General features: G+C 68.7%; 21 protein-coding genes, 5 tRNA genes and 1 rRNA gene. 20 read left to right on the top strand and 7 right to left on the bottom strand.

Annotated elements, in window-relative coordinates:
• Positions 1-26: 26 nt before the first annotated feature.
• Both BLR21_RS36645 and mptB read right to left on the bottom strand, forming a co-directional pair.
• Positions 27-3692: a patatin-like protein gene (locus BLR21_RS36645; protein ID WP_090013898.1), complete on the bottom strand. Its 3666-nt coding sequence runs from the start codon at positions 3690-3692 to the stop codon at positions 27-29.
• Between the two features lie 75 nt (positions 3693-3767).
• Positions 3768-5315 carry a polyprenol phosphomannose-dependent alpha 1,6 mannosyltransferase MptB gene (mptB, locus tag BLR21_RS36640; RefSeq protein ID WP_090013896.1) on the bottom strand — a complete coding sequence of 516 codons (1548 nt, stop codon included), beginning with the start codon at positions 5313-5315 and terminating at the stop codon, positions 3768-3770.
• A 94-nt stretch (positions 5316-5409) separates the two neighbouring features.
• On the opposite strand from mptB, the gene BLR21_RS36635 reads away from it, so the two are divergent.
• The 15 genes from BLR21_RS36635 (at position 5410) to BLR21_RS36565 (ending at position 14391) form a co-directional block, all read left to right on the top strand.
• The gene (locus tag BLR21_RS36635) at positions 5410-6138 is read left to right on the top strand and encodes a helix-turn-helix transcriptional regulator (protein ID WP_256335172.1); all 729 of its coding nucleotides are present in this window, start codon (positions 5410-5412) and stop codon (positions 6136-6138) included.
• Positions 6135-7589: a Fe-S cluster assembly protein SufB gene (sufB, locus tag BLR21_RS36630; protein WP_090013894.1), complete on the top strand. Its 1455-nt coding sequence runs from the start codon at positions 6135-6137 to the stop codon at positions 7587-7589. The genes BLR21_RS36635 and sufB overlap by 4 nt, the downstream gene beginning before the upstream one ends.
• 1 nt (position 7590) lies before the next feature.
• Complete coding sequence (sufD, locus tag BLR21_RS43350) at positions 7591-8748, top strand: Fe-S cluster assembly protein SufD (protein WP_090013892.1); 1158 nt, start codon at positions 7591-7593, stop codon at positions 8746-8748.
• Complete coding sequence (locus BLR21_RS43345) at positions 8745-9059, top strand: non-heme iron oxygenase ferredoxin subunit (RefSeq protein WP_090013890.1); 315 nt, start codon at positions 8745-8747, stop codon at positions 9057-9059. Before sufD ends, BLR21_RS43345 begins: the two co-directional genes overlap by 4 nt.
• A 33-nt stretch (positions 9060-9092) precedes the next feature.
• Positions 9093-9866, top strand: coding sequence for a Fe-S cluster assembly ATPase SufC (gene sufC / locus BLR21_RS36615; RefSeq protein WP_090013888.1), 774 nt, complete (start codon positions 9093-9095; stop codon positions 9864-9866).
• Between the two features lie 26 nt (positions 9867-9892).
• A complete protein-coding gene (locus BLR21_RS36610) occupies positions 9893-11170 on the top strand; it encodes a cysteine desulfurase (protein WP_090014022.1) in 1278 nt (425 codons plus the stop codon).
• Positions 11170-11610, top strand: coding sequence for a Fe-S cluster assembly sulfur transfer protein SufU (sufU, locus tag BLR21_RS36605; protein ID WP_030478164.1), 441 nt, complete (start codon positions 11170-11172; stop codon positions 11608-11610). Before BLR21_RS36610 ends, sufU begins: the two co-directional genes overlap by 1 nt.
• Positions 11607-11993: a metal-sulfur cluster assembly factor gene (locus tag BLR21_RS36600; RefSeq protein WP_090013886.1), complete on the top strand. Its 387-nt coding sequence runs from the start codon at positions 11607-11609 to the stop codon at positions 11991-11993. Before sufU ends, BLR21_RS36600 begins: the two co-directional genes overlap by 4 nt.
• A 370-nt stretch (positions 11994-12363) precedes the next feature.
• Positions 12364-13110, top strand: a complete 747-nt coding sequence (locus BLR21_RS36595; protein WP_143028034.1) for a hypothetical protein — start codon at positions 12364-12366, stop codon at positions 13108-13110.
• 345 nt (positions 13111-13455) lie between these two features.
• A tRNA-Glu gene (locus BLR21_RS36590) sits at positions 13456-13528 on the top strand.
• A gap of 9 nt (positions 13529-13537) precedes the next feature.
• A tRNA-Leu gene (locus tag BLR21_RS36585) sits at positions 13538-13611 on the top strand.
• A gap of 1 nt (position 13612) precedes the next feature.
• Positions 13613-13685, top strand: a tRNA-Leu gene (locus BLR21_RS36580).
• Positions 13686-13772: 87 nt separating this feature from the next.
• A tRNA-Ile gene (locus tag BLR21_RS36575) sits at positions 13773-13850 on the top strand.
• Between the two features lies 1 nt (position 13851).
• Positions 13852-13926, top strand: a tRNA-Val gene (locus tag BLR21_RS36570).
• Between the two features lie 15 nt (positions 13927-13941).
• Complete coding sequence (locus BLR21_RS36565; RefSeq protein WP_090013883.1) at positions 13942-14391, top strand: NUDIX domain-containing protein; 450 nt, start codon at positions 13942-13944, stop codon at positions 14389-14391.
• Here the strand turns inward: BLR21_RS36565 and BLR21_RS36560 are convergent.
• Positions 14382-14792, bottom strand: a complete 411-nt coding sequence (locus BLR21_RS36560; protein ID WP_030478166.1) for a CBS domain-containing protein — start codon at positions 14790-14792, stop codon at positions 14382-14384. The genes BLR21_RS36565 and BLR21_RS36560 overlap by 10 nt on opposite strands.
• Before the next feature lie 156 nt (positions 14793-14948).
• Here BLR21_RS36560 and BLR21_RS36555 point away from each other — a divergent pair, with 156 nt between their 5' ends.
• Genes BLR21_RS36555 through BLR21_RS36545 form a run of 3 tightly spaced genes read left to right on the top strand, consistent with a single transcriptional unit; the run spans position 14949 to position 18132 of the window.
• Positions 14949-16226, top strand: a complete 1278-nt coding sequence (locus BLR21_RS36555; RefSeq protein ID WP_090013881.1) for a prenyltransferase/squalene oxidase repeat-containing protein — start codon at positions 14949-14951, stop codon at positions 16224-16226.
• Positions 16223-17314, top strand: a complete 1092-nt coding sequence (locus BLR21_RS36550) for a cytochrome P450 (RefSeq protein ID WP_090013878.1) — start codon at positions 16223-16225, stop codon at positions 17312-17314. Before BLR21_RS36555 ends, BLR21_RS36550 begins: the two co-directional genes overlap by 4 nt.
• Entirely contained in the window at positions 17302-18132 is an 831-nt protein-coding gene (locus tag BLR21_RS36545; protein WP_176929950.1) for a UbiA prenyltransferase family protein, read from the top strand. Before BLR21_RS36550 ends, BLR21_RS36545 begins: the two co-directional genes overlap by 13 nt.
• Here BLR21_RS36545 and BLR21_RS36540 read toward each other — a convergent pair.
• From BLR21_RS36540 to BLR21_RS36525, 4 genes are all read right to left on the bottom strand, one after another.
• Positions 18129-18929, bottom strand: coding sequence for an SAM-dependent methyltransferase (locus tag BLR21_RS36540; RefSeq protein WP_090013875.1), 801 nt, complete (start codon positions 18927-18929; stop codon positions 18129-18131). The genes BLR21_RS36545 and BLR21_RS36540 overlap by 4 nt on opposite strands.
• A 73-nt stretch (positions 18930-19002) precedes the next feature.
• The gene (locus BLR21_RS36535; protein WP_256335171.1) at positions 19003-20067 is read right to left on the bottom strand and encodes a carboxylate-amine ligase; all 1065 of its coding nucleotides are present in this window, start codon (positions 20065-20067) and stop codon (positions 19003-19005) included.
• Positions 20068-20221: 154 nt separating this feature from the next.
• Complete coding sequence (locus BLR21_RS36530) at positions 20222-21898, bottom strand: GGDEF domain-containing protein (RefSeq protein ID WP_090013873.1); 1677 nt, start codon at positions 21896-21898, stop codon at positions 20222-20224.
• A gap of 119 nt (positions 21899-22017) precedes the next feature.
• Positions 22018-22974: a lycopene cyclase family protein gene (locus BLR21_RS36525; protein WP_218131075.1), complete on the bottom strand. Its 957-nt coding sequence runs from the start codon at positions 22972-22974 to the stop codon at positions 22018-22020.
• A 19-nt stretch (positions 22975-22993) separates the two neighbouring features.
• Here BLR21_RS36525 and BLR21_RS36520 point away from each other — a divergent pair, with 19 nt between their 5' ends.
• Complete coding sequence (locus tag BLR21_RS36520) at positions 22994-23452, top strand: nitroreductase family deazaflavin-dependent oxidoreductase (protein WP_256335170.1); 459 nt, start codon at positions 22994-22996, stop codon at positions 23450-23452.
• Between the two features lie 285 nt (positions 23453-23737).
• Positions 23738-23937, top strand: a 16S ribosomal RNA gene (locus tag BLR21_RS36515); the annotation flags it as partial.

Here is a 23937-nt window from a genome sequence, read left to right as displayed (position 1 = left end):
GGGGGAGACCCACCGGCCCGGCCGCGTCACGCGGCCGGGCCGGTGGTCCTGAGCTTTGCCTCGATCCGCTGCGCCACAGCCAGTCCGGTCGGGGAGAGGGTGAGTTCTGCAGGGTGTTCGCCGTCTCCCCGGATGAGGAACCGGTACAGCGAGGCGTGCCCCTCCAGCCGTTCGCGCAACGTCGCCGCGACGTCGCAGCCGGGCGGGTAGACCGCCGGAACGGCCTCGTCGACGAGCTGGTCGCGCAGCCGCCGGCGTTCGATGCGGGGCACGTACCAGGGCGTGATCAGCAGCAGTACCAGGCCGAACGCCAGCGCCGTGCCGATCACCGCCTGCCAGCCCCACCCGCGCGGCCCGATGACCAGCAGCACGTCGGCGATCACGAGGTAGCCGATGCCGTAGACCACGGCCCACCCGGCGGTCGCGGCGGCGGGAGGCTCGGCGCGTTCCGTGCCCCACACGCCCTCGACGCGGCGCCAGCGCTGCAGCGAATTGCCGCCCGTCAGCGCCATGTACACACCGAACGCTCCACAAAGGATCGATGCGGGAATCACCAGCCACGGCCTGGTGTGCAGCTCGAACTGCCACACCGCCCAGACCATCCCCGCCACCACCAGCACCACCGCCGCCTGCTTCCAGCGCCGCCTGATGATCCGCAACGGCCGGAAGTCGGCCAGCACGGCGAGCGGTGTGCGGATCGGGGAGGGCAGCGAGCCGAGGACGAGCAACGCCGCGACGACGAACGCGACACCGGCGACCGTGATCGTGCCGGTCGTGATCTCCGCCGACTCGTCGGGCAGCCTGTCGACGGCTATGGCCACCAACGGAATCACAGGTGACAACAGCACCAGGCCGTGCAGCATCGTGCCGCTGCGCAGTGCCGCGTAACCGAAGGCGCCGAGCAGACCGGCCGCGCCGAGCGCCGCGCCGGGACCGGCGGCCCACGCCGGCAGCATGCCGAACAACGCCATGACGACCAGCGCGCCACCGACCGCGAGGCCCAGCAGGCCCAGGAACTGCGCGAGCTTGCCGCCACGGGTCAGGCCGGTGATCGTCCAGTAGGGGAGCAGGGCGGCACCCCGCAGCACCCGCGTCACGGGCCTCACCGCGGCGAGCCCGGACCGTTCGGAGTCGGCGACCGTGACCGCCACGGCGGCGGCGGTCGCGGCCGTGCGGATCATCTGGTCCGACGCCGCCTCCTGGGTCAGCGGCTCTCGGCCGATGCCCGCGCGGTCGAACGCGTTCAGCGCCGACATGCCCAGCGTGACCGTGTGCCCCTGCGGATACTCCAGGCGCCGCAACAGGTCCGCGTGCTCCTCCAGGAACAGCTCACCCCGCGAACGCCTGTCCGCGCCGTCACCGCGGTCGGCGATGATCGCGGCCCGCAGCCGGGGGAGCTCCTCGCAGATGATCCGCCAGTGCAGGCCCCACGCGGCGAGTTCGGCGAGCTTCATCGACGACGGCGACAGCTCGTTCTCGGTCTCGTAGATGCCCGTGAGCTCCTTTTTGGCCTCGTCGGCGCACGCGGCGACCTGCACCGGCAGCTCCAGGCCGAACATCGCCGTGACGACCTGGTCGACGACGGCCTGCGCGCGTTCCTCCGCCGTGCGGCGATCATCGGCCGGCCGGCCCAGCAGGTCCATGCGCCGCAACCGCCGCGGGTCGAACAGCACGCGGCACAGCATCGTGGCGCCGTCCAGCCGGCCCCAGATCCAGTCGTTGACCCGCCACGACCGCTTGAGGAACCCGGAGAACCGCGACAGCGAAGCACCGCCGGCCTTGTCGTCGGCCGTGAGCGACTGCTGCGCGAACGCGTTGCGCGTCTGCAACGACACCTGCACCAGCTCGACCGGGGAGTCCATCCCCGTCGAGGCGTCGTCGGACAGGCACGTGCCGGCGATCTCCAGTGCCAGCAGGCGACTGAGCCACCGCTCGCCGTCGCCGAGCCCGGCCTCGGACGCCACCGCCGGGGCGTCGAGCAGCGCGTGCCAGCAGACCAGCCCGCCGAGCTTCAGCCGGTGCTCGTCTAGCGCGGTGATCACCTGCTGCGCCGCGCCGACGACCCGGCCGATCTCGGCCACCTGTGCCCTGACCCGCAGGCCGATCTGCCCGTCGATCATGTGCTCGTGGTAGCTCGCGAGCCTGCCGGTCCAGTAGGTCTCGCCGAGCGAGTCCGACGGCTTCCAGTCGAACAGTTCCTCCCGCAGCCTGCGCAGTTCGGCGCGGACCCGGTGGAGTTCGCGGCGGGCCGTGGTGACCTTGCCGGCCTGCGCCTCGGGCACCACCCACACGAGCCGCTTGAGCAGGTCGAGCGCCGACGCCCCGAGGCGTTCGGCCATCGTGATGCCCCACTCCCAGCCCACGTCCTCGCGGCACACGACGCCCGGCAGCCGCACGCCCGGCACGTACGGCAGGACGCCGTGCAGCTTCTTCCACTTGCGCTGTGCGGTCTCCGCGGCCCGGCGCGCCCGTTCGAACGACCAGTTCGCCGGATTTCCGCCGGGCAGCGCGAACTGCTGCGCCGTCACCTGCCGTGCCGCGAGCCGGATCTCGACGTCCTCGTAGTGGCCGAAGAGCTTGTCCGCCAGGGAGTACACCTCGCCGACGACGTCCTCGCCGCTCGTGTGCAGCCGCTCCAGCAACGCCATCCGGCCGCCCCTGCTGCCGGCGGCGCGCCGGTTGTGCTCCTCGATCTTCTCGACGTAGGTCCGGCCGGCCTGGCTGGACATCGCGCCCAGCAGCCTGCCGCCGGACCCGACCGTCGTCGGTCCCTTCTCGAAGGTGTCGGCCACCGGCTCGGAGCCCAGCGGCTCGGCGTGCGGGAAGACCAGCAGCATCACCCGCCGCACCGGCCCGTCCGCCGGCATCCGGTCGATGGCTTCGAGGGCCTCCTTCGTCGGCGTGTTCACGAGAACGCCACCGTCGACCGCGAACCTGCTGCGGTCGCCGCCGTTGGCCCAGCTGGCGACGTCCGCCATGTCCGGGCGATCTGGCGTGGACTGACCGCCGACCGGGATGAAGCTCGGCTCGAACGCGAACGGGAAGCTGGCGCTCGACCGTGCTGCCAGCGCGAGCTGCAGCACGCGGTCGTTGAGCGTCGCGGCCGCGAAGTCGTCCCTGGTCTCCTCGCTGACCCAGTGGTAGGGGTCGCGGCGGAACGAGAACGAGCCCTGGTGCACCGACTGCGTCAGCGGCTGGCCCAGGTCGTCGTAGGTGACCGCCGGAACGCCGCCGAGCAGTGTGGTGGTGATGCGCAGGTCGATCGGGCGTTCGTCCGGCTCGGTCGGCTCGAAGTCCGCGGTGAGCCGGGCCAGTGCCTCCTGGAGCCGGGGCAGGAAGAACTCGTCACCCTTGAGCAGCGAGCCCGGCTGGCCGCGGAACGGCGTCCGCAGCAGCTGTTCCATCCGGCCCTGCTCGGCCCAGAGGTCACGCAGCCTCGTCAGGTCGGCCTGCTTGTTGACCTGCGACAACGCCAGCGCGGCGCCGTTGATGCCGCCCGCGGACGTGCCCGCGATGACGTCGGCTCTCGCCGTGCAGCCGACCAGGTCCAGCAGTGGCTGGTACACCGATCCCGGCCTGGTCAGACGGTCGAGCTCCAGCACGACGCCGCCCATCCAGACGGCGAGGCTCACGCCCCCGTTGAGCACGACGGCGAACCGGACCTCTTCCCGCGACATGGGTTGTTCGGACATGCCACGTCACCCCCTCCGGCGACGATCCTCCCCTGCTGGTTTCTCGTTCGCCGGAGGTTCGGGGTTACCGGCCGCTCAGACCTGTCCTCCGCCCGCGGGGTCGGACTTCAGGAACGGCCCGACCCGCTTGCGCGCGACCAGCACGCAGACCGCGAACGTGATCACCGCACCGGCGACCGCCTGCGGCACGGTGTAGGCACGCCCGTCGAACGCGGACCCGGTCGGCGGCAGGATGACCGCGATGATCGCCGACGTGACCATGGCGAACATCCGGAACTTCGGCCCGACCACGGCGGTGGCCAGCGGGATCGCCGCCCACAGCACGTACCAGGGCTGCAGCACCGGCCCGAGCACCAGGATCGCGCCCAGAGCCGCGCCCAGACCGTTCATCGCCTTGATCCGGCCCTTGAAGCTGCGCCACAGCAGTCCGACCGTGATCACCACGGACACGGCCTGCCCGAGCAGCCGGGTCAGCGAGATCATCGCCTCGGTGTGGTTGCCGAGGCCCAGCAGGATGCCGGTGCCGGCGCCGAGGAACCCGAGCGCGGTCGGCGGCGACATCCACGACTTCACGGTCGACGCGACGTTCAGCGTCTCGACCCAGCCGAAGCCGAACCCGGTGCCGAGGCAGATCACCACCACCCCGACCGCGGCTATGGCGGCCATGATCCCGGCCACGATCGCCAGGTGCTTGAGTTGCCCGCCGAGCTTGCGCGCCACCATCACGCCGAGGAACCCGAGCGCGGCCATCGCGGGGATCTTCACCATCGCGCCGCACACGATGACCCCGGCGCCCAGCGTGATCCAGGTCCACTTCAACGGTTCCAGCCCGCGCATCGCGAGCTCCAGGCCGACCAGCATGAGGCCGAGCGCCAGGCCGTCGTTGTGCACGCCGATGACGATGTGGAACAGCACCAGCGGGTTCAGCGCGCCCAGCCACAACGCGCCGACCGGCGGCACCCCGAACCGGGCCGCGAGCCGGGGCAGCGCCCACACGATCATCCCCAGGCCGACCAGCACGAGCAGCCGGTGCACGAACACACCCGACACCACGTGGTCGCCGGTCAGCATCGCGGTCAACCGGCCGAACGCGAGGAACAACGGCCCGTACGGCGCCGGCGTCTCCCGCCAGATGTTCGGCACACCGCGCGTCAGCACGTGGTCGACGCCCAGCGCGTTCGCGGGCCCCAGCTCGTACGGGTCGAGCCCGCGCGCCGCGATCTCGCTCTGCGCCAGGTACGAGTACACGTCGCGGGAGAACATCGGCACGCAGAAGACCAGCGGAACGGTCCACATCAGCAGCGTGCGGTCCATCTGGCCGCGCGAGATCAGCCTCGGCCGGCCGGGCTTCACGAACCGGCCCAGCGCCAGCCAGGCCGACACGATCATGAAGATGCCGGTCCAGACGACCCCCATCGCGACACTGGGCATCCTCGAGAAGAGCCCGAGCACGGGCACGCCGTAGAGCGGCGAGTAGATCGGTGCGGCGCCGCCACCCAGGGACCCGACGGTCAGCAGCAACGCGCCGATGGTGCCCCAGCGACGGACGATGTCCAGCTGGCGTCGCTCCCGACCGTTCAAGAGGTCGCTCTCCGGAGTTACAGCTCCGCCGTTCGTGGACATGCCAGGAGCGTATCGAGCCACGTTCAGCCGTGAGTCAGGTCACCCTGTGACCGCGATCTTTGCGACCTCCGGCGAAATACGCAACACTGGTGTTGTGAAAAACGCCGAGACCCACCTTGACGCCGTGCCGCAGCACGACGGCAGGACTCGGCGTGCTGTCGCCAGGCTCCTCCTGGAGCAGGGCCCGGTCACCGCGGCGGGTATCGCCGAGGAGCTGGGCATCAGTCCCACGGCCGTGCGTCGGCACATCGACGGGCTGCTCGCGGACGGTGAGGCGACGACGAGGGACGCACCCCGGCAGACCCAACGTGGCCGTGGCCGTCCCGCGAAGTTCTTCCTGCTGACTGACGCCGGACGCGCCCGGTTCGGCCACGCCTACGACGACCTCGCGGTCGCCGCCCTCAGGTTCCTCGCCCAGACGGGTGGGGAAGAGGCAGTGCGCGCCTTCGCGCAAAGTCGTGTCGACGCACTCGTGGACGGTCATCGTTCGACGATCGTGGCCCAGGTCACGCCCGCCGAACGGGCCAAGGCCCTGGCGACCGCGTTGAGCAGGGAAGGCTACGCTGCGGCGGCGCGAAATGTGGGTACGGGCGAGCAGTTGTGCCAGCACCACTGCCCGGTCGCCCACGTCGCCGCCGAGTTCCCCCAGCTGTGCGAGACCGAGACGGAGACCTTCGCGGCTCTTCTGGGTACCCACGTGCAGCGCCTCGCGACGATCGCACGCGGCCACGCCGTGTGCACGACGCACATCCCGAACATTTCACCCAGTTCCCCCGGCTCCGCCGGAAAGCTCAACCCAGATGATGGAGGGGAGCCCGCATGACTGCCGCTGCCGAGCAGCGCACGCCCACCACGGTGCAGTCTCCGCTCACGCAGGAAGAGACGATTGCGTCTCTCGGTAACTACGAGTTCGGCTGGGCCGACTCGGACACTGCCGGCGCGAGCGCTCGCCGAGGTCTCAGCGAGGATGTCGTCCGCGACATCTCGGCGAAGAAGAGCGAGCCCGAGTGGATGCTCGAGTACCGGTTGAAGGCGCTGAGGCTCTTCGACCTCAAGCCGATGCCGAGCTGGGGCGCTGACCTCTCTGGGATCGACTTCGACTCGATCAAGTACTTCGTGCGATCGACCGAGAAGCAGGCCACCAGCTGGGAGGACCTGCCCGAGGACATCAAGAACACCTACGACCGCCTGGGCATCCCGGAGGCCGAGAAGCAGCGCCTCGTCGCCGGTGTCGCCGCCCAGTACGAGTCCGAGGTCGTCTACCACCAGATCCGCGAGGACCTGGAGGAGCAGGGTGTCCTCTTCCTCGACACCGACACGGCCCTGAAGGAGCAGCCGGAGCTCTTCCGGGAGTACTTCGGCTCCGTCATCCCCGCGGGTGACAACAAGTTCTCGGCGCTCAACGCCGCGACGTGGTCCGGTGGCTCGTTCATCTACGTGCCGAAGGGCGTGCACGTGGACATCCCGCTGCAGGCCTACTTCCGGATCAACACCGAGAACATGGGTCAGTTCGAGCGCACGCTGATCATCGTCGACGAGGGTGCCTACGTGCACTACGTCGAGGGCTGCACCGCGCCGATCTACTCCTCGGACTCGCTGCACTCGGCCGTGGTCGAGATCATCGTGAAGAAGGGCGGCCGCTGCCGCTACACGACGATCCAGAACTGGTCGAACAACGTCTACAACCTGGTCACCAAGCGCGCCAAGGCAGAAGAGGGCGCGACCATGGAGTGGGTCGACGGCAACATCGGCTCCAAGGTGACCATGAAGTACCCGGCGGTCTGGCTGATGGGCGAGCACGCCAAGGGCGAGGTCCTCTCGATCGCGTTCGCGGGCGAGGGCCAGCACCAGGACGCCGGCGCCAAGATGGTCCACATGGCACCGCACACCTCTTCGACGATCATCTCGAAGTCGGTGGCGCGTGGCGGTGGCCGCACGTCGTACCGTGGCCTGGTCCAGGTCAACAAGCGGGCGCACCACTCGAAGTCCACGGTGAAGTGCGACGCGCTGCTGGTCGACACCATCAGCCGCTCGGACACCTACCCGTACGTCGACGTCCGCGAGGACGACGTGCAGATGGGTCACGAGGCCACGGTCTCGAAGGTCTCCGAGGACCAGCTGTTCTACCTGATGTCGCGCGGCCTGAACGAGGACGAGGCCATGGCGATGATCGTGCGCGGGTTCGTCGAGCCCATCGCGCGTGAGCTCCCCATGGAGTACGCCCTCGAACTGAACCGCCTGATCGAACTGCAGATGGAAGGGGCCGTCGGCTGACATGGCCGCCCTGTCTACGAAACCTCACTCCCACGGAGCCGTCGCTCCGGTCACGTCGCGCGCGGAGCACTTCACGTCCTACGACGTGAACGCGTTCGAGGTGCCCGGCGGCCGTGAGGAGATCTGGCGCTTCACGCCTCTCAAGCGTCTTGCCGGTCTGCACTCCGGCGCTGCGGCAACGGGTTCCGCTGCCGTCGAGGTGAACGCCGCTGAAGGTGTCACCGTCGAGACCGTCGGTCGCGACGACGAGCGCCTCGGCAAGGCCGGCGTCCCCGGTGACCGCGTCGCGGCGCAGGCGTACTCGTCCTTCGAGAACGCCACGATCGTGACGCTGCCCGGTGACGTGAAGTCCGAGCCGACCACCGTCACGGTGACCGGTGCCGGCGTGGATGCCGTCGCCTACGGCCACATCCAGGTCAAGGCCTCGCAGTTCGCCGAGGGCACCGTGATCCTGGACTTCCGTGGTTCCGGCGCGTACGCGGACAACATCGAGTTCCTCGTCGCGGACGGCGCTCACCTCACGGTGATCACCATCCACGACTGGGCCGACGACGCCGTGCACGTCTCGCAGCACCACGTGAAGCTCGGTCGCGACGCGACCATCAAGCACACCGTGGTCACGCTCGGCGGCAACGTCGTGCGTGTGACGCCGGTCGTGCAGTACGCGGGCCGCGGCGGAGACGCCGAGCTGTTCGGTCTGTACTTCGCGGACGCGGGCCAGCACCAGGAGCACCGGCCGTTCATCGACCACGCGCAGGCGAAATGCCGCAGCAACGTCGTCTACAAGGGCGCGCTGCAGGGCGAGGGCGCGCACGCGGTGTGGATCGGCGACGTGCTCATCCGTGTCGCTGCCGAGGGCACCGAGACGTTCGAGCTGAACCGGAACCTGATCCTGACCGACGGCGCGCGTGCCGACTCGGTGCCGAACCTGGAGATCGAGACCGGCGAGATCGAGGGTGCGGGCCACGCCAGCGCCACCGGCCGGTTCGACGACGAGCAGCTGTTCTACCTGCAGGCGCGCGGCATCCCGGAGGACCAGGCACGGCGTCTCGTCGTGCGCGGCTTCTTCCAGGAGCTGATCGCGAAGATCGCCGTCCCCGAGGTGCGCGAGCGCCTCGAGGCCGCCATCGAGGCAGAGCTCGAGGCGGTCGGCACGTGATCAAGGTGTGTGCACTGTCCTCGTTGGACGACCGCAAGCCGTTCGCCGCCGACGTCGACGGAACTGACGTCGTACTGGTGCGCGACGGCGAGCGGGTGCACGCACTCGCGGATCTCTGCTCGCACGCCGCGGTGTCGCTGAGCGAGGGCGAGGTCTCCCGCAAGGGGATCGAGTGCTGGTTGCACGGGTCGTGTTTCGACCTGGAGACCGGCAAGCCCTCCTCGCCGCCCGCCAGCGAACCGGTCGACGTCTACGCCGTCGACATCCGTGACGGCGACGTCTTCGTCGACGTCACCGTCACCAAGAACTGACTTCTAGCTACACCACCAGGAGAACGGCAAGTCATGGCCACCCTTGAGATCAAGGACCTGCACGTCTCGGTCGTCAGCGAGGACGCTCCCAAGGAGATCCTCAAGGGCGTCGACCTGACGATCAAGGCCGGCGAGACGCACGCCATCATGGGCCCCAACGGCTCAGGCAAGTCCACGCTGTCCTACGCGATCGCCGGTCACCCGAAGTACACGATCACTTCGGGCACCGTCACCCTCGACGGCGAGGACGTCCTCGAGATGACCGTCGACGAGCGCGCCCGCGCGGGCCTCTTCCTCGCCATGCAGTACCCGGTCGAGGTCCCCGGCGTCTCGATGTCGAACTTCCTGCGCACCGCCGCCACCGCCGTGCGCGGTGAGGCCCCGGCCCTTCGCCACTGGGTGAAGGAGGTCAAGGGTGCGATGGCAGACCTCGACATCGACCCTGCGTTCGCCGAGCGTTCGGTGAACGAGGGCTTCTCCGGCGGTGAGAAGAAGCGCCACGAGATCCTGCAGCTGGGCCTGCTCCAGCCGAAGATCGCGATCCTCGACGAGACCGACTCCGGCCTCGACGTCGACGCCCTGCGCGTCGTGTCCGAGGGCGTCAACCGCTACAAGGCCTCCGGTGAGGTCGGCGTCATGCTGATCACGCACTACACCCGGATCCTCAAGTACATCGAGCCGGACTTCGTGCACGTCTTCGCGAACGGCCGGATCGTCGAGTCCGGTGGCCGTGAGCTGGCCGACGTGCTCGAGTCCGAGGGTTACGTGAAGTACACCGGCAAGACGGAAGCTGCCGCACTTTCCTAGTGTTCAAGGTGTTGAGAGGAGGCGCTGTGACCACCACCGCAGCACCACTGGACGTAACCGCCCTGAGGGCGGACTTCCCCATCCTGTCTCGCACCGTTCGTGACGGGAAGCGCCTGGTCTACCTGGACTCCGGCGCCACCTCGCAACGCCCGACGCAGGTTCTGGACGCGGAAAAGGCTTTCCTGCAGCAGCACAACGCCGCTGTGCACAGGGGTGCCCACCAGCTCGCGGAGGAAGCGACCGACGCGTACGAGGGTGCGCGTCAGCGCATCGCGGACTTCGTCGGCGCCGACTTCGGCGAGCTGGTGTTCACCAAGAACGCCACCGAGGGGTTCAACCTCGTGGCGTACGCGATGGGCAACGCCGCGACCTCGGGTCCCGAGGCCGCGCGCTTCGTCGTGGGTCCTGGCGACGAGATCGTCGTGACCGAGATGGAGCACCACGCGAACCTCGTTCCGTGGCAGCAGCTCGCTTCCCGCACCGGTGCGACGCTGAAGTGGTTCACGCTGACCCAGGACGGTCGCCTCGACCTGTCCGATGTGGACAGCGTGATCACGCCGCGCACCAAGGTCGTCGCGTTCACGCACCAGTCGAACGTGACCGGCGTGATCAACCCGGTCGACGTGCTCGTCGCGGCGGCTCAGCGCGTGGGCGCTTTGACGGTGCTGGACGCGTGCCAGTCCGTTCCGCACCGCCCGGTCGACTTCCGCAGGCTGGGCGTCGACTTCGCGGCGTTCTCCGGCCACAAGATGCTCGGCCCGTCCGGCATCGGTGTCCTTTATGGACGTCGTGAGCTGCTGGAGGCGTTGCCTCCCTTCATCACCGGCGGCTCGATGATCGAGCTTGTCAAGATGGAGGGCTCGACGTTCGCCCCGCCGCCGCAGCGCTTCGAGGCCGGTTCGCCGATGACGTCCCAGGCCGTCGGTCTGGGCGCGGCGGTGGACTACCTCAGCATCGTCGGCATGGAGCGCGTCAACGCCCACGAGCACGCGCTGACCGTCGCCGCGCTGGAAGGTCTTTCCTCGGTGAAGGGCGTCCGGCTGCTCGGCCCCGCCGATGCCGTCGACCGCGGCGGTGCCGTGCCGTTCGAGATCGAGGGCGTCCACCCGCACGACGCCGGCCAGGTGCTCGACAGCCTGGGCATCGCCGTGCGCGTCGGCCACCACTGCGCGTGGCCGCTGCACCGCTGCCTGAACGCCCAGTCGTCGGTGCGCGCGTCGTTCTACCTGTACAACACGCTGGACGAGGTCGACGCACTGGTCGACGGCGTCCGCGAGGCGCAGAAGTTCTTCGGGGTGGCCTGATGCAGCTCCAGCAGATGTACCAGGAGATCATCCTGGACCACTACAAGAACCCGCACGGCCGAGGCCTGCGCGACCCGTTCGACGCGGAGTCGTTCCAGGTGAACCCGACCTGCGGCGACGAGGTGACGCTCCGCGTCCACCTGGTCGACGACATGGTGAAGGACGTCTCCTACGCCGGCCAGGGCTGCTCGATCAGCCAGGCCTCGACGTCGGTGTTGACCGACCTCGTCGTGGGTAAGCCCCTGGGCGAGGCGTTCAAGAAGCTGGACGCGTTCGTCGAGCTGATGCAGGGTCGCGGCAAGGTGGAGCCGGACGAGGACATCCTCGAGGACGGCATCGCCTTCGCCGGTGTCGCGAAGTACCCGGCACGCGTGAAGTGCGCGCTGCTGGGCTGGATGGCCTTCAAAGACGCAGTAGCACGAAGCCAGGGAGCAGCATGAGCACCGAAGAAGTCGTCCGGGGAGCCGAAGGCATGCCGGTCTTCGAGCCCAAAGCTGACGTCGCCGCGCTCGACGACCTCGAAGAGGCGATGCGCGACGTCGTGGACCCGGAGCTCGGCATCAACGTCGTCGACCTCGGGCTCGTCTACGACATCCACGTCGACGAGAAGAACGTCGCCACCATCGACATGACGCTGACGTCCGCGGCCTGCCCGCTGACCGACGTCATCGAGGACCAGACCCGCGCGGCCCTCACCGGCGGCACGGGCGGCGGCCTCGTGTCGGACTTCCGCATCAACTGGGTGTGGATGCCGCCGTGGGGCCCGGAGAAGATCACCGATGACGGCCGCGACCAGTTGCGCGCGCTGGGCTTCACCGTCTGATCGGCTTGTTCTCGAACGGCGCGCATCCCGCTGGGATGCGCGCCGTTGCCGTTTCAGACCAGCCTGAGTCGGTGCTTGGCCCAGATCCATGCTGCGGCGGTGAGCTTCTCACGGTGTGGCAGTGGATCGTCCCGCTGCTTGAACTCGAGTTCGTCGCTCTCTCGGCAGCGGCCGACCGGATGATCCCCCAGACTCGCGCGCCGAGTGGCGTCAGCTGTACGCGCTCGAAGGAAGGGGACGACCCTCTACTTGGAGCACGGCGTTGAGCTTTGAGACAAGCCGGTCTTCTCGAGCCCAAGGCTGACGTCACCCGAGTTCGAACGGCGCGATTCCTCCACGGGATGCGCGCCGTTTGCTCTACGCTCCGGCCGTGAAGCGACTGGTTCCGCTGGTGGTCCTGGCTTTGGCCGCGTGTTCCTCGACGCCGCCCCCCGTGACGTCCACGTCCGCGTCTTCCTCGCCGCCTCCGACGACCACGTCGCGGAAGTTCGACCAGTCGGAGGAGATCCAGATCGTCTTCGCCGTCTACGTGAAAGCCCTCCGCACCAAGGACGGCGAGATCGCGCTGGCGGTGATGGCGAGCACCGCCATCTCCCGCTGGGAGGAGTACCGGCTGCATGCGCTGAAGAGCACCGAGGCTCAGCTTGCGGCGCTTCCGGCTGGACAACGCGCCACCGTCTACGGCCTGCGCGCGACCGTCGATCCAGCCGTCCTGCGGGCCGGCAACGGCAGCACCGTTCTGATCACGGCGGTCCAGCAGGGCCTCATCTCCTTGAACACGTCGACCAAGCTCGTGTACGCCGACGGCACCAGCACCGTCACCGAGTCGAATCCCGTGCTGACGAAGCTGATCCTTGGCGCCGACACCGCCACCGCCGAGATCGGTTCGGACGATCCGGGCGGGCCGCCGAGCAGCAAGCCGCTCAAGTTCACGTTCGTGCGCGAGGGCGAGAGGTGGAAGGCCGACCCGACGTCCCTCGCCGACACGGCGACCGCGGCACTGGAGGAGGTGGCGGCCCAGAAGGGCACGACCGTCGACCAGGTGCTCACCCAGGCACTCACGGCACAGTACGGCGCGGCGCGCGCCGCAGAGATTCGTAGACCTCTCGGCGGCTGATTCCCAGTTCCTGGGAGAGAATTAAATGCGTTGCGAGCGTGCGAGAAGGTCGCATAGCTTGATCCCATCACGAACAACAGAGATCAACCGGAGGAAGACATGCTTGCCAAGACTCAGCTCGCGGGATGGCGAATTCTCGCCCTCGTCGCCGGCGGTCTGCTGGCGATGGCGTGGGGCTCCACGCCATGACCTGATCCCCAGGTCATGACCTCGGAGCCGCCCACGGGAAACCCTGGGCGGTTTTCTTTTTGTCCCGCCAATGCCGATGAGCTTTGGTAGCGGAACGGATTCCAAACCCGTTTCCCGAGGGTTCGACTCCTTCCATCGGTGCTGCTCGAAAACAATGCGGTCGTGGTGAACTCGCCGGACACGTCGGTCTTTCAAACCGAAGCAGAGGGTTCGATGCCCTCCGGCCGCTCGCCGCAAAGTGGATCTAGCCCAACTGGTAGAGGCACATGGTTGAGGGCCATGACAGTCGGGGTTCGACTCCCCGGATCCGCACGCCCCGGTAGCCCAACGGAAGAGGCAACGCGCTCAGAACGCGTCCAGTGCAGGTTCGAATCCTGCCTGGGGCACGACACAACTGAATCGGGGGACGCGCCGGCGCGCAGGTGATCCTTGCAAGATCGCCCCGGAGGGTTCGACACCCTCGTCTTCCACTCCGTCCCGTAGCTCAGTCCGGTGAGAGCGTCCGTCTGATACGCGGTAGGTCCCAGGTTCAAGTCCTGGCGGGACGACCACCGTCCGGTAGCTCAGCGGAAGAGCGTCTGCCTTACAAGCAGAGGGTCCCAGGTTCGAACCCTGGCCGGACGACCACCGTACAAAGGAACTGTGGAACACAGCAGCAGAGCGCTCTCGGGCGCGGGCGCCCTCTTCTTCGACGAAGCAGGGCGCCTCCTGCTCGTGGAGCCCACCTACAAGCCGCACTGGGAGATCCCGGGCGGGGTGATCGAGCACGGCGAGACGCCGAGCGAGGCCTGCCGCCGTGAGATCGAGGAGGAACTGGGCCTGGTCAGGGAACCCGGCCGCCTGCTCGTGGCCGACTGGGCACCGCGTGACGGCGAGGACCGCGTCCTGTTCGTCTTCGAAGGCGGCCTGCTCACCGCCGGCGACCGCATCCGCCTGCAGGCCGAAGAGCTCAGGTCGTACGAGTTCGTGCCCCCGACCGAGGCCGGGGAACGCCTGATCCCCAGGCTCGCCCGCAGGGTCGCGGAAGCGTTGCGAGCAAGGGAATCAGGCGAGACCCGGTACCTGGAGCACGGCAGGTCGCGTCAGGCGTAGACCCGTTCGACGAACGCCGCCAGCTGGTCCTCCGGCAGGTGCCTCGCGAGGTCCGCCTCGGACACCATGCCGACCAGCCGGTGGTCCTCGATGACCGGCAGCCGCCGGATCTGGTGCTCGCCCATGGTCTCGAGCACGTGTTCCAGCGGGTCCTCCGCGTCGACCCAGTGGACGTGGCCGCCGAACTCGCCGGCGCGGGTCGTCGCGAGGTCCATGCCCTCCGCCACGGCCCTGATCACGATGTCGCGGTCGGTGATGATTCCGTGCAGCCGGTCGTCCTTGCCGCAGATCGGCAGGGAACCGACGTCGAGGTCCCGCATCATGCGGGCGGCCTCGACGAGGCTCGCGTCCTCGTCCACGCACCGCACTCCGGGGTGCATGATGTCGCGCGCTGTCGTCACAACCTCCTCCTTCCGGCCTTTCACCCAGGATCCGCCCGCCCTGCCCACTCCGCAGTGTGGTCCGCTGAACGGACTAAATCGTTGCGGTGCGAATGGCGCAGAGTGCTACTCTCTGTGTTCCTAGGGTTACGCAGTTGCTATCTCCGGGGGCCCGCGATGAGGCTGTTGGCGCGACTGACCGACGATCCCTGGGGCGGCATTTCACCGTCCGTGTACGAGACGGGCCGGCTCGTCGCGCTCGCGCCGTGGCTCGCCGGTCACGACGCCAGGGTCCGGTACCTTCTCGACACCCAGCACGCCGACGGCACGTGGGGCGGTCCCGGTGAGTACGCGCTGGTCCCGACGCTGAGCGCGGTCGACGCACTCGGCCTGCACCCGGCGGCGCGCAGAGGTCTCGAAGCGCTGCGCAGGCTGCTCAGCCTGCCGGTGAAGCTGCCGGACACGGTCGCCGTCGAGCTCATCGTGCCCGCGCTCGCGGAGAGGCTCGGCCTGCGCACACCGCTCGACCCCCGTCCGTTGCACGCGTTGCGGCGACGCCCGCTGCCGGAGAAACTCTGGCACACCCTGGAGATCTTCGGTCCCCGTCCCGAGGTCACCGCGGTCGACGGCATCGTCGCCGCCAGCCCGGCCGCCACCGCAGCGCAGCTCCAAGGCCCCTTACCGGGCGCGAGCCTCGACTACTTGGAAGCCGTCCAAGGCCGGCACAATGGTCCTGTCCCCGCCGGGGTCCCGGTCCCGCTGTTCGAACGGTCCTGGATCGTCGTCGCCCTCAGATCCGCGGGCCTGGACGTTCCCGAAGCCGTGGCCGGCCAGATCAAAGCCGCGCTCGGTGCCCAAGGAGCGGCGGGCGGACCAGGGCTCCCGGCCGACGCCGACGACACGGCCACCGCACTGCACGCCCTCGCGTTATGTGACAGCCCTGGGCCCGTGGACACCCTCGACCGCTACCGGGAAGCCCGCCACTTCGCCTGTTTCCCTGACGAGCGCACGCCGTCGACCAGCACGAACGCCCACGCGCTGCAGGCCATCGGTCACGACCGCGAACTGGAGGAGTGGTTGCGGGACATGCAGGAACCGGCGGGCAACTGGCTCGACAAGTGGCACGCCTCGCCCTACTACGCCACCGCGTGCGTCACGAACGCCCTGCAAGGCAACGAAAAGGCCGTCGACTGGGTGCTCGGCACGCAGCACGACGACGGCTCGTGGGGCCGGTGGGAAGGCACCTATGAGGAGACCGCCTACGCCATCCGCATCCTGGCGCACTCGGCACGTGACGTCACGAGAGCCATGAGCCGTGGCGCGAAGTTCATGCACGAGTGGGGAGAGCGCGAGCACCCGCCGCTGTGGCACGACAAGGACCTTTACACGCCAACGAGAATCGTGCGGGCGGAAGGCATGGCCGCGCTCCACCTCGCCTGCGCGGTGAGCCGGTGAACCGGACCGAGCTCGGCTTCAGGCTGCGCCTGATCCCGTTCCTCGACTCGGTGGAGAGCCTCGAGGACGGCATGGTCAGGCTCCGGGACCGGCGCTGGCTCGTCTGGCACCCGGACGTCATGTCCGCCCTGTTCCGCAACGACCGCGACCTGCGGCACCCACCGAGCCGCACGCTGAGCCCGTTGCTGGGCAGCCGATCCGTGCTGTGGCTCGACGGCGCCGAGCACACCGCGTACCGGCGCACGCTCACTCCCGCGTTGCGCGGGACCCGCTACCAGGCGTTGATCGAGGAGATGGTCGAACGCTCGATCGGCGCACTGCCGAGCGGCCCGACCAGCCTCCCGGAGTGGACCAGGAAGCTCACCCTGCGGATCATCGGCCGCATCGTCTTCGGCGTGGACGACGACGAGCTGCTGGCCGCGTTCACCCGCTGGCTGGACCGCCGCCTCGGCAGTCGCGTCCGCACCCTCGCGCACCGCTGCCTGACCCCGGACAGCACCAGGTCCGACCCGCATCTCGACGCGATGCTGCTGCACCGCGCGCGCACCGCCGAACCTCCGGCCCTTGCGGCTTTCCTGCCACCCGAGGACCTGCGCGACCAGGTCGTGTCACTGCTGTTCGCGGGCCACGAGACCACGGCGAGCGCCACCGCGTGGACGTTGTACTGGATCAGCCGGACGCCAGGTCTGGCCGAGAGGCTCGACGACGACCTGCTCGAAGCCACGATCAGGGAGTCGCTCAGGCTGTCGCCGCCCGCGACGCTGGCCGGGAACCGGATGAGCGCCGACGGCATGGTGATCACCCCGAGCATCTACCTGGCGCACCGCCGTGCCGCGACCTACGAGAACCCGCACGTCTTCGACCCCGCTCGCCGGCCACCGCCGCCCGGCGCGTTCTTCCCGTTCGGCGGGGGAGTGCGGCACTGCCCCGGCAGGGACCTGGCGCTGCTGGAGATCCGCCTGATCGTCACGGCGTTGCTGCGGCACAAGCGCATCAAGCTCAGCTCCCCGACCTGCACACCCCAGTTGCGCGGCGCCGCGATGGCGCCGCCGCCGAGCCTCGCGATGGTGGCCACTTGCCGGCGCTGACCTACCTCCACCGCCTGGAACACCCCTTCGGCGTGCACTACGCGTGCGCCGCCTCCTGGGGTGCCTGCTACGCGACGAGATTCGACCTCGCCGTGGTGCTCGCGGTGCTCGCGAACTTCGTCGCGATCATCTCCGGCAACCCCCTCAACGCCTACGCCGACGTCCGCAACGACATCCACACCGCGGACAAACGCCATCTGGCGCGGGCGGTCCAGGAGATCGGCGCGCGGAAGGTCCTCACGCTGGCGATCTTCGAGATGATCTTCGCGCTCGCGCTGGCCGTCGCCGTGTCGTGGAAGGTCGCGATCGGTGTCGGGCTGATTCTGGTGCTGTACCTGGCCTACAACCTCGAACCGATCAGGCTGAAGCGGCGCGGGTACGCGGGTCCGGTGGTGCTGGCGATCGCCGCCGGGCTGCTGCCGAGCGTGACGGCCTACTCGGCGGCCGGGGGCCAGGCCGATCCCGCGGTGTGGCTGCTGTTCTCCGGGGTCGCCGCCCTCGCCACGGGCCGGGCGCTCTGGTGGGCAGTCCCCGACCGGGCCGGCGACGCCCGCGTCGGGTCACGCACGCCGGCCGTCCTGTACGGCACGCGTCACGCCGTCAACGCGACCACCCAGCTGACCGTCGGCGGGCTGCTGCTGGTCGGCGGCGGACTGTGGTTCCGGTTCGGGCCGTTCTGGGCCGCCGTCGGGGTCGTCGCGTGCTCGGCGTTCCTGCTCGCGCGGGACCTGCCGACGGCCAGGCAGCAGCTGCGCTACGGCATGTCCATGGCCGTCGTGTCGACGATCGTGCTGGCCGCGATCCCGTTGCTCGCCTAGAGCTTGCGCGCGAGACCGCCGCATCCATGGAAGTTCTCCGGATTGCGGTCCTGGACCTCGCCGGGATCCGGTTCCCACAACGGGATCGGCACCACGCCCGGCGCGAGGACCTCCATGCCGTCGAAGAACCGCACGACCTGCTCCGGGTACCGGAACGTGAACGCCGGCAACGGCTGATTCCCGTACATGGCACCGAAAAGCCCGACGGCGGCCAGCATGAACGGGTCGCGGCACGTGTGCGAGAGCCCGAGGTAGCTGCCGGGTGCCAGCGCGTCCAGGTACCGGGCGAGGACCTTGTGCGGCTCGGCCTCGTCGGGAACGAAGTGCAGCACGTCCAGCACCAGCACCGCGACCGGCTGCGACAGGTCCAGCGTCGAGCGGATCTCCTGCGACTCCAGCACCTTCTCCGGATCGCACAGATCCGCGCACAGGTACTCCACCCGCGGCTCGTCCGCGACGATCGCCCGGCCCTCGGCCGCCACCGCCGGGTCGATCTCCACGTAGACCACGCTCGCGTCCGGCGCGACGAGGTGCACGTTGGCCGCGGTCGGCAGGCCGGAGCCGAGGTCGATGAACTGCCGCACGCCGAGGGCGGTCAGTCGCCTGACCACCCTGCCCAGGTACGCGCGGTGCGTGCGGCACAGGTACGGCAGGTGCGGTGCCGCGGACACGAGGTGGGCCGCCAGTTCCTGGTCGGCCTCGGTGTTGTGCGTGCCGCCGAGCCAGTAATCCCTGACCCGTGCGGTGTTGGGAAGCTCCGCACCGTTCAGTCCCGGTGCCCAGATGGGGGTCGCCACGGGGACTGATTACCGGATCGCGGCTTGGAGGCACACCAAGCCGGCTCGACATGTACCCGATCGAGTGAACGGCTCAGACCGGTGAGGTCTGTGCCACCAGGAATCCCACCACGTCGTCCAGCCTGCCGCGCCGTGCGAACGCCCGGCGCTGCCGCACCGCGCCCGTGCCGTCGAGCAGCAGCCGGTCGATCGCGGTGGTCACCATCTCGTGGTCACCGGCGAACTCCAGCGCCGGCCTGATCCACCGCAGCAGTGACGCGACGATCGACGACGCGGGCGTGGGCGCGCCCGTCACCGGGTCGATGCCGAAGCCCTCCAGGCCGTCGCGCGCGGCCCGCCACATCGCGACCTTCAGCAGGTGCGGCGGCAGCTTCACCGGCGCGGCACCGGAACTCAGTGCGGTGGCGGCGATCGCGCGCACCAGAGCGGCCATCAGCACCGCCTCCTCGACCGTCGGCGCGACGTCGGAGACCCGCAACTCCAGCGTGGGGTGGCGGGCGGAGAGCCGGACGTCCCAGTAGAGCATCCCGGCGTCCATCGCCGCGCCGCTCGCGACGATCTCCTCCCGTGCCGCGTAGTACTCGGCCGCCGAGTCGAAGTGCGGCGGCGCACCCGAAGTGGGCCAGCGGTTCCAGACCACGTACCGCCAGCTCGCGTACCCCGTGTCGCCGTCGAGCCAGTACGGCGAGTTCGCGCCCAGCGCCAGCAACGTGGGCAGCCACGGCCGCAGGTGGTTGCTCACGAAGATCTTCGACTCGTCGTCGGGCAGGCCGACGTGCACGTGACAGCCGCAGATCGCCAGGTCGTTGGTGAGCGCGCCCATCTCCTGCGCCATCCGGTGGTAGCGCGGCGAGTTCGTCAGCGGCGTCGGCATCGTGAGGCCCAGCACCGGTGTTCCGGTCGCGGCGAGCCTCGCGTCGTGACGCGCGGCCCGTTCGATCAACGCCCGGCGCGCCACGACCAGTTGCTCGCGCAGCACGGCCATGTCCGTGCAGATGCCGCTGGCCGATTCCACCTGGTACTGCGCGATTTCCGGCTGCAGGTCCACCTCGAACCGGTCGGCTCCGGCAAGCACTTCCGTGGCGCGGTTGGCCAAATGGCCGGTGGAAGCTTCGACGAGAACGAATTCTTCTTCCACGCCAACGGTGAGGAGGCCGTCGAAGCTTCTGCGTTGCGCGGGTACCGCTTGAGTTCTGCTGCCGACCTGCACGCCGAACCTCCTGTGCACTGAGTAGCACTCTCGATGCTATGAGTGATCAGCGCGCGGCGCAGGAGGCGTTTGGTTGTACTTGTTAACTCACCGCGCGTTGCGCGACACCACGCAGCACGTCGCGTCGTTCGGTGCCCGGCCTACCCATGACCCAGCTGGACCCGGCGAGCGACTTCGCGTGCTCCTTCACTGGCGCCAGCAACCGCGACACCTCGCGATACGACCCGACTGATCCCGGGGCACAGATAAGGGTCGCAAGAGAGAGGGTGACGTGTCGTCCCTCTGCCGTGTACGGCTTGTCCAGCAAACGAGCACTCAGGGGCACTGTCTCGTCGAGCCCGGCGAGGAGGAGGAAGTCGTCACCGCCGACGTGCCCGACCTGCGTGCCGGGGAACGCGTGCGCGAGGTCCGCCAGGTCGTACCCGATGGCGCGGATCAGGTCGTCGCCCGCCGCGAACCCGACCGTGTCGTTGACCAGCTTGAAGCTGTCGACGTCCAGCCAGGAGATCGCGAAGATCTCGCCGAGCTCGATACGCCTGTCCACTTCCTTCGCGACCGCGTCACTACCGGGAAGGCGCGTGAGCGGACTCAGTGCGGCCGCCTGCTCCACCTTGAGCTCGGCGACACCGCGCACAACGTCGGCCACGCGCACAACACCCATGCACCGCTCGTTGTGGTCCACGACGATGAGGTCGTCGTTCGTGCGTTCACGGTTCGCACCCGTCACCAAGTCCAGAAGGTCGAGCGCCGACGCATCGGTGCCGATGACGTGTGGCTTGTCCGCGAGCCGTGCGGCTTCACGCTTGGCATGCAGGGCATGCCCGTACGGACCGGTCACCGCGAGAAGGAACCGGTTGCGGTCCACCGACCACTTCGGGCGGCCCTCGTCGTCCACGAGAACGACACCCGTGACCGAAGGCTGCGAGGCCAGGACCTCACGCACCTCCTCGCTCGTGGCGTTTTCGGGCAGCACCGTGGCGGGGTGCAGGAAGGCCGTGATCCGGGGACCCGTGTTGCCGCGCCGGATCTCCCCGGTCTCCGTGACCGCCTCGGGCGCGATCCGGGCGTTCACCGCCGGCCTTCGCTGCGGCGGCGCCAGGAACTTGCCCTGCGCATACCCCACCCCCAGCTTGCGCAGGTAGGTCAGTTCCGCCTCGGTCTCCACGCCCTCGGCCACGACCTGGCCGCCCGTGTACTCGCCGAGGTGCACCAGCGACTTCACCAGCGCACCCCGCGCGGCGTCGTCGGGCAGCGAGCGGACGATCTCGCGGTCGAGCTTGAGGTAGTCCGGCGAGGCGCTGGTCAGCAGACCGAGCGGTACGTCGCCCTCGCCCACGCAGTCGAGCGCGATGCGGAAACCGTTGTTTCGCAGCGTCTGCATGCCATGAGCCAGACGGCCGCGGTTGGCGCGTGAGTACGGTTCGCCGATCTCGATGACGACGCTGCCCGGCGACCGGCCCGTGTCCCGGAGAGCGCCGTAGAGAGGGCTCATGACCTCGGGTTTGTCCGCGATCGTGATCGCGAGCAGGTTCACGTGCAGGGGCAGCATCAAATCGAAGTCGGCCGCGGACCGGATGGCGCGGCAGGCCAGTCCGACGTCGGCGTTGGCCAGCAGGCCCGCCCGGAAGGCGGCCTGGAGCAGATCCTGCACGCTGCCGTCGTGCGGCCGGGCCAGAGCCTCGATCGCGACGACGCCCCCGGTGTTCAGGTTGAACAGCGGCTGGAAGGCGAACCTGACGTCATCCAGCAATGCGGGCACATCCCGATCGTGCCGGTGCGAACGAGCGGCTCCAAGTGGGTTTACCAGCTGTTCATGAGGTTGGCGGCCAATTGCTACACCAGCGGTGCGTTCGGTTACGTGGCCCTCACGCTGGGAGTTCAGCGCAGGAGTTTCCACCTCAGGTGGCCTGGCGTCGTCCGGAACAACGCGAGCATGGCGGCTGCTGTGCCTTTGACGTCCTCACGGCCGGACAGGTAGGCGCGCTGTTCTTCCGGCTCGAGCCGGAAGAACACCTCGAAGAAGTCCAGCGTCTCGTCCGGGCTGAAGCGGAGAAGCGCTTCGAGGCCCCTCCTGCGCATGGCGTGCACGATGCGTGCCTTCTTCGGCCAGATGACCTGCCCGGGGTCCTCGTTCGCCTTGATCGCCCCGGCGACCCGCGGCGCGAGCTGCAGTGAGGTGGCGACGCTGTAGCCGGTGGCGGGGTGGATGAAGCCGGCCGCGGCGCCGAACGCGTGGTCCGTGGCCCTCGGCGCGTCGAGGGGGAAGCGCACGCGTTCCTCTTCCTCACCTGGGGCGAGGCGAGCGTGCAGGCGTTCGCGGAGTTCCTGCAACGGCATGCCGGGCCTGCGCGCCAGACAGGTCTCTTCCACCAGCAGCCGGTTGCCCCCCAGCGGGACCGTGTAGAGGAACGTGTCGCCGTTGCCGCGCCAGTCCATCAACGTGGTTTCGGTGCTGTCCGACTCGATGACCGTGCCTACAGCTGTTTGCTCGGCACGGCCCTTGCGCGCACCTGTGGCGTTGAACGTGTAGCGCGCTGCCTCTGGCCGTTGGAGTACCTCGACCGTGTCAGGCAGTTCGTGGAGCTTGGCGTTGTCCAGGACGACGTAGGTGCGCTGGATCTGATGCTCCTCGCGCGCGTACGCGCGAACCGTGGTGCTCACAGACCTGGTCGGTGTGTCGGGCGGGAGTTCGTCGGCCCACGCGCCGTACGTCGCCGTCCACGGACGGTCCGGACGACGGTCGACTATCGCTGTGTGGAGGCCTTCGTGCGCACACGCCCGTGCGAGTGCACGGCCGGCCGGACCTCCGCCAATCACCACCACGTCGAACGCCATGAGGTCCATGATTGACCTTGTGGCCAAGACCTACCGTCAGCACCTCGTCCGCCGTATCGGCAACGTCGTCATCAGTCGCGCTGTCTCGCTCGGCATCGCGCCCTCCTGCTACGTGCTGCTGACCATCCGTGGCCGCCGCACTGGTGCTGAGCGGACGATTCCCATTCGCCTGATGCAGCACGACGGCCAGGAGTGGCTCGTCGCGCCGTATGGCGTTCGGGACTGGGTGCACAACGCACGGGCAGCCGGTTCGGCGGTCCTGCGAAGGGGACGCAGGTCACGTCAAGTCGTTTTGAACGAGGTTTCCGCGGCCGTTGCGGCGCCCGTGCTGGCCGCTTATGTGCGCAAAGAGCCCGTGACTAGGCCTTTCTTCGACGCTCGGGTCGGCGACCCCGTCTCGGCGTTCGAGGCCGAGGCGGACCGCCATCCGGTCTTCGCGGTGACGAACGCGCAGGTCAGCGGCGGTGCTGAGGCTTAGGTGACCCCCCGATTTGGAGATCGAAAGTGCCCCGTGTAATGTTCTCCAAGTCAGAGCGACACGGGCCGGGAAACAAGCCGGAACGGGCCTGACGAAAATAAGCTTCAACACAAGCCCCGGAAGTAAGTCAGCGAAAGCTGATGTGACTGCGGTGTGCGCGTGTTCTTTGAGAACTCAACAGCGTGCCGAAACACAGCCAGTAATATATGAATTACCTCTCGTCGAGGTAATTCCTTTGAGAAGATAGATGCCAGACATATTCCGTCTGGAGCGATCACACAATCCTTATTGGAGAGTTTGATCCTGGCTCAGGACGAACGCTGGCGGCGTGCTTAACACATGCAAGTCGAGCGGTAAGGCCCTTCGGGGTACACGAGCGGCGAACGGGTGAGTAACACGTGGGTAACCTGCCCTGTACTCTGGGATAAGCCTTGGAAACGAGGTCTAATACCGGATACGACACTGGATCGCATGATCTGGTGTGG

The organism is Lentzea albidocapillata subsp. violacea (assembly GCF_900100275.1).
Classification (GTDB): domain Bacteria; phylum Actinomycetota; class Actinomycetes; order Mycobacteriales; family Pseudonocardiaceae; genus Lentzea; species Lentzea violacea.
Note: the sequence above shows the minus strand (reverse complement) of the source record. Positions and strands in the feature narration are given on the sequence as shown.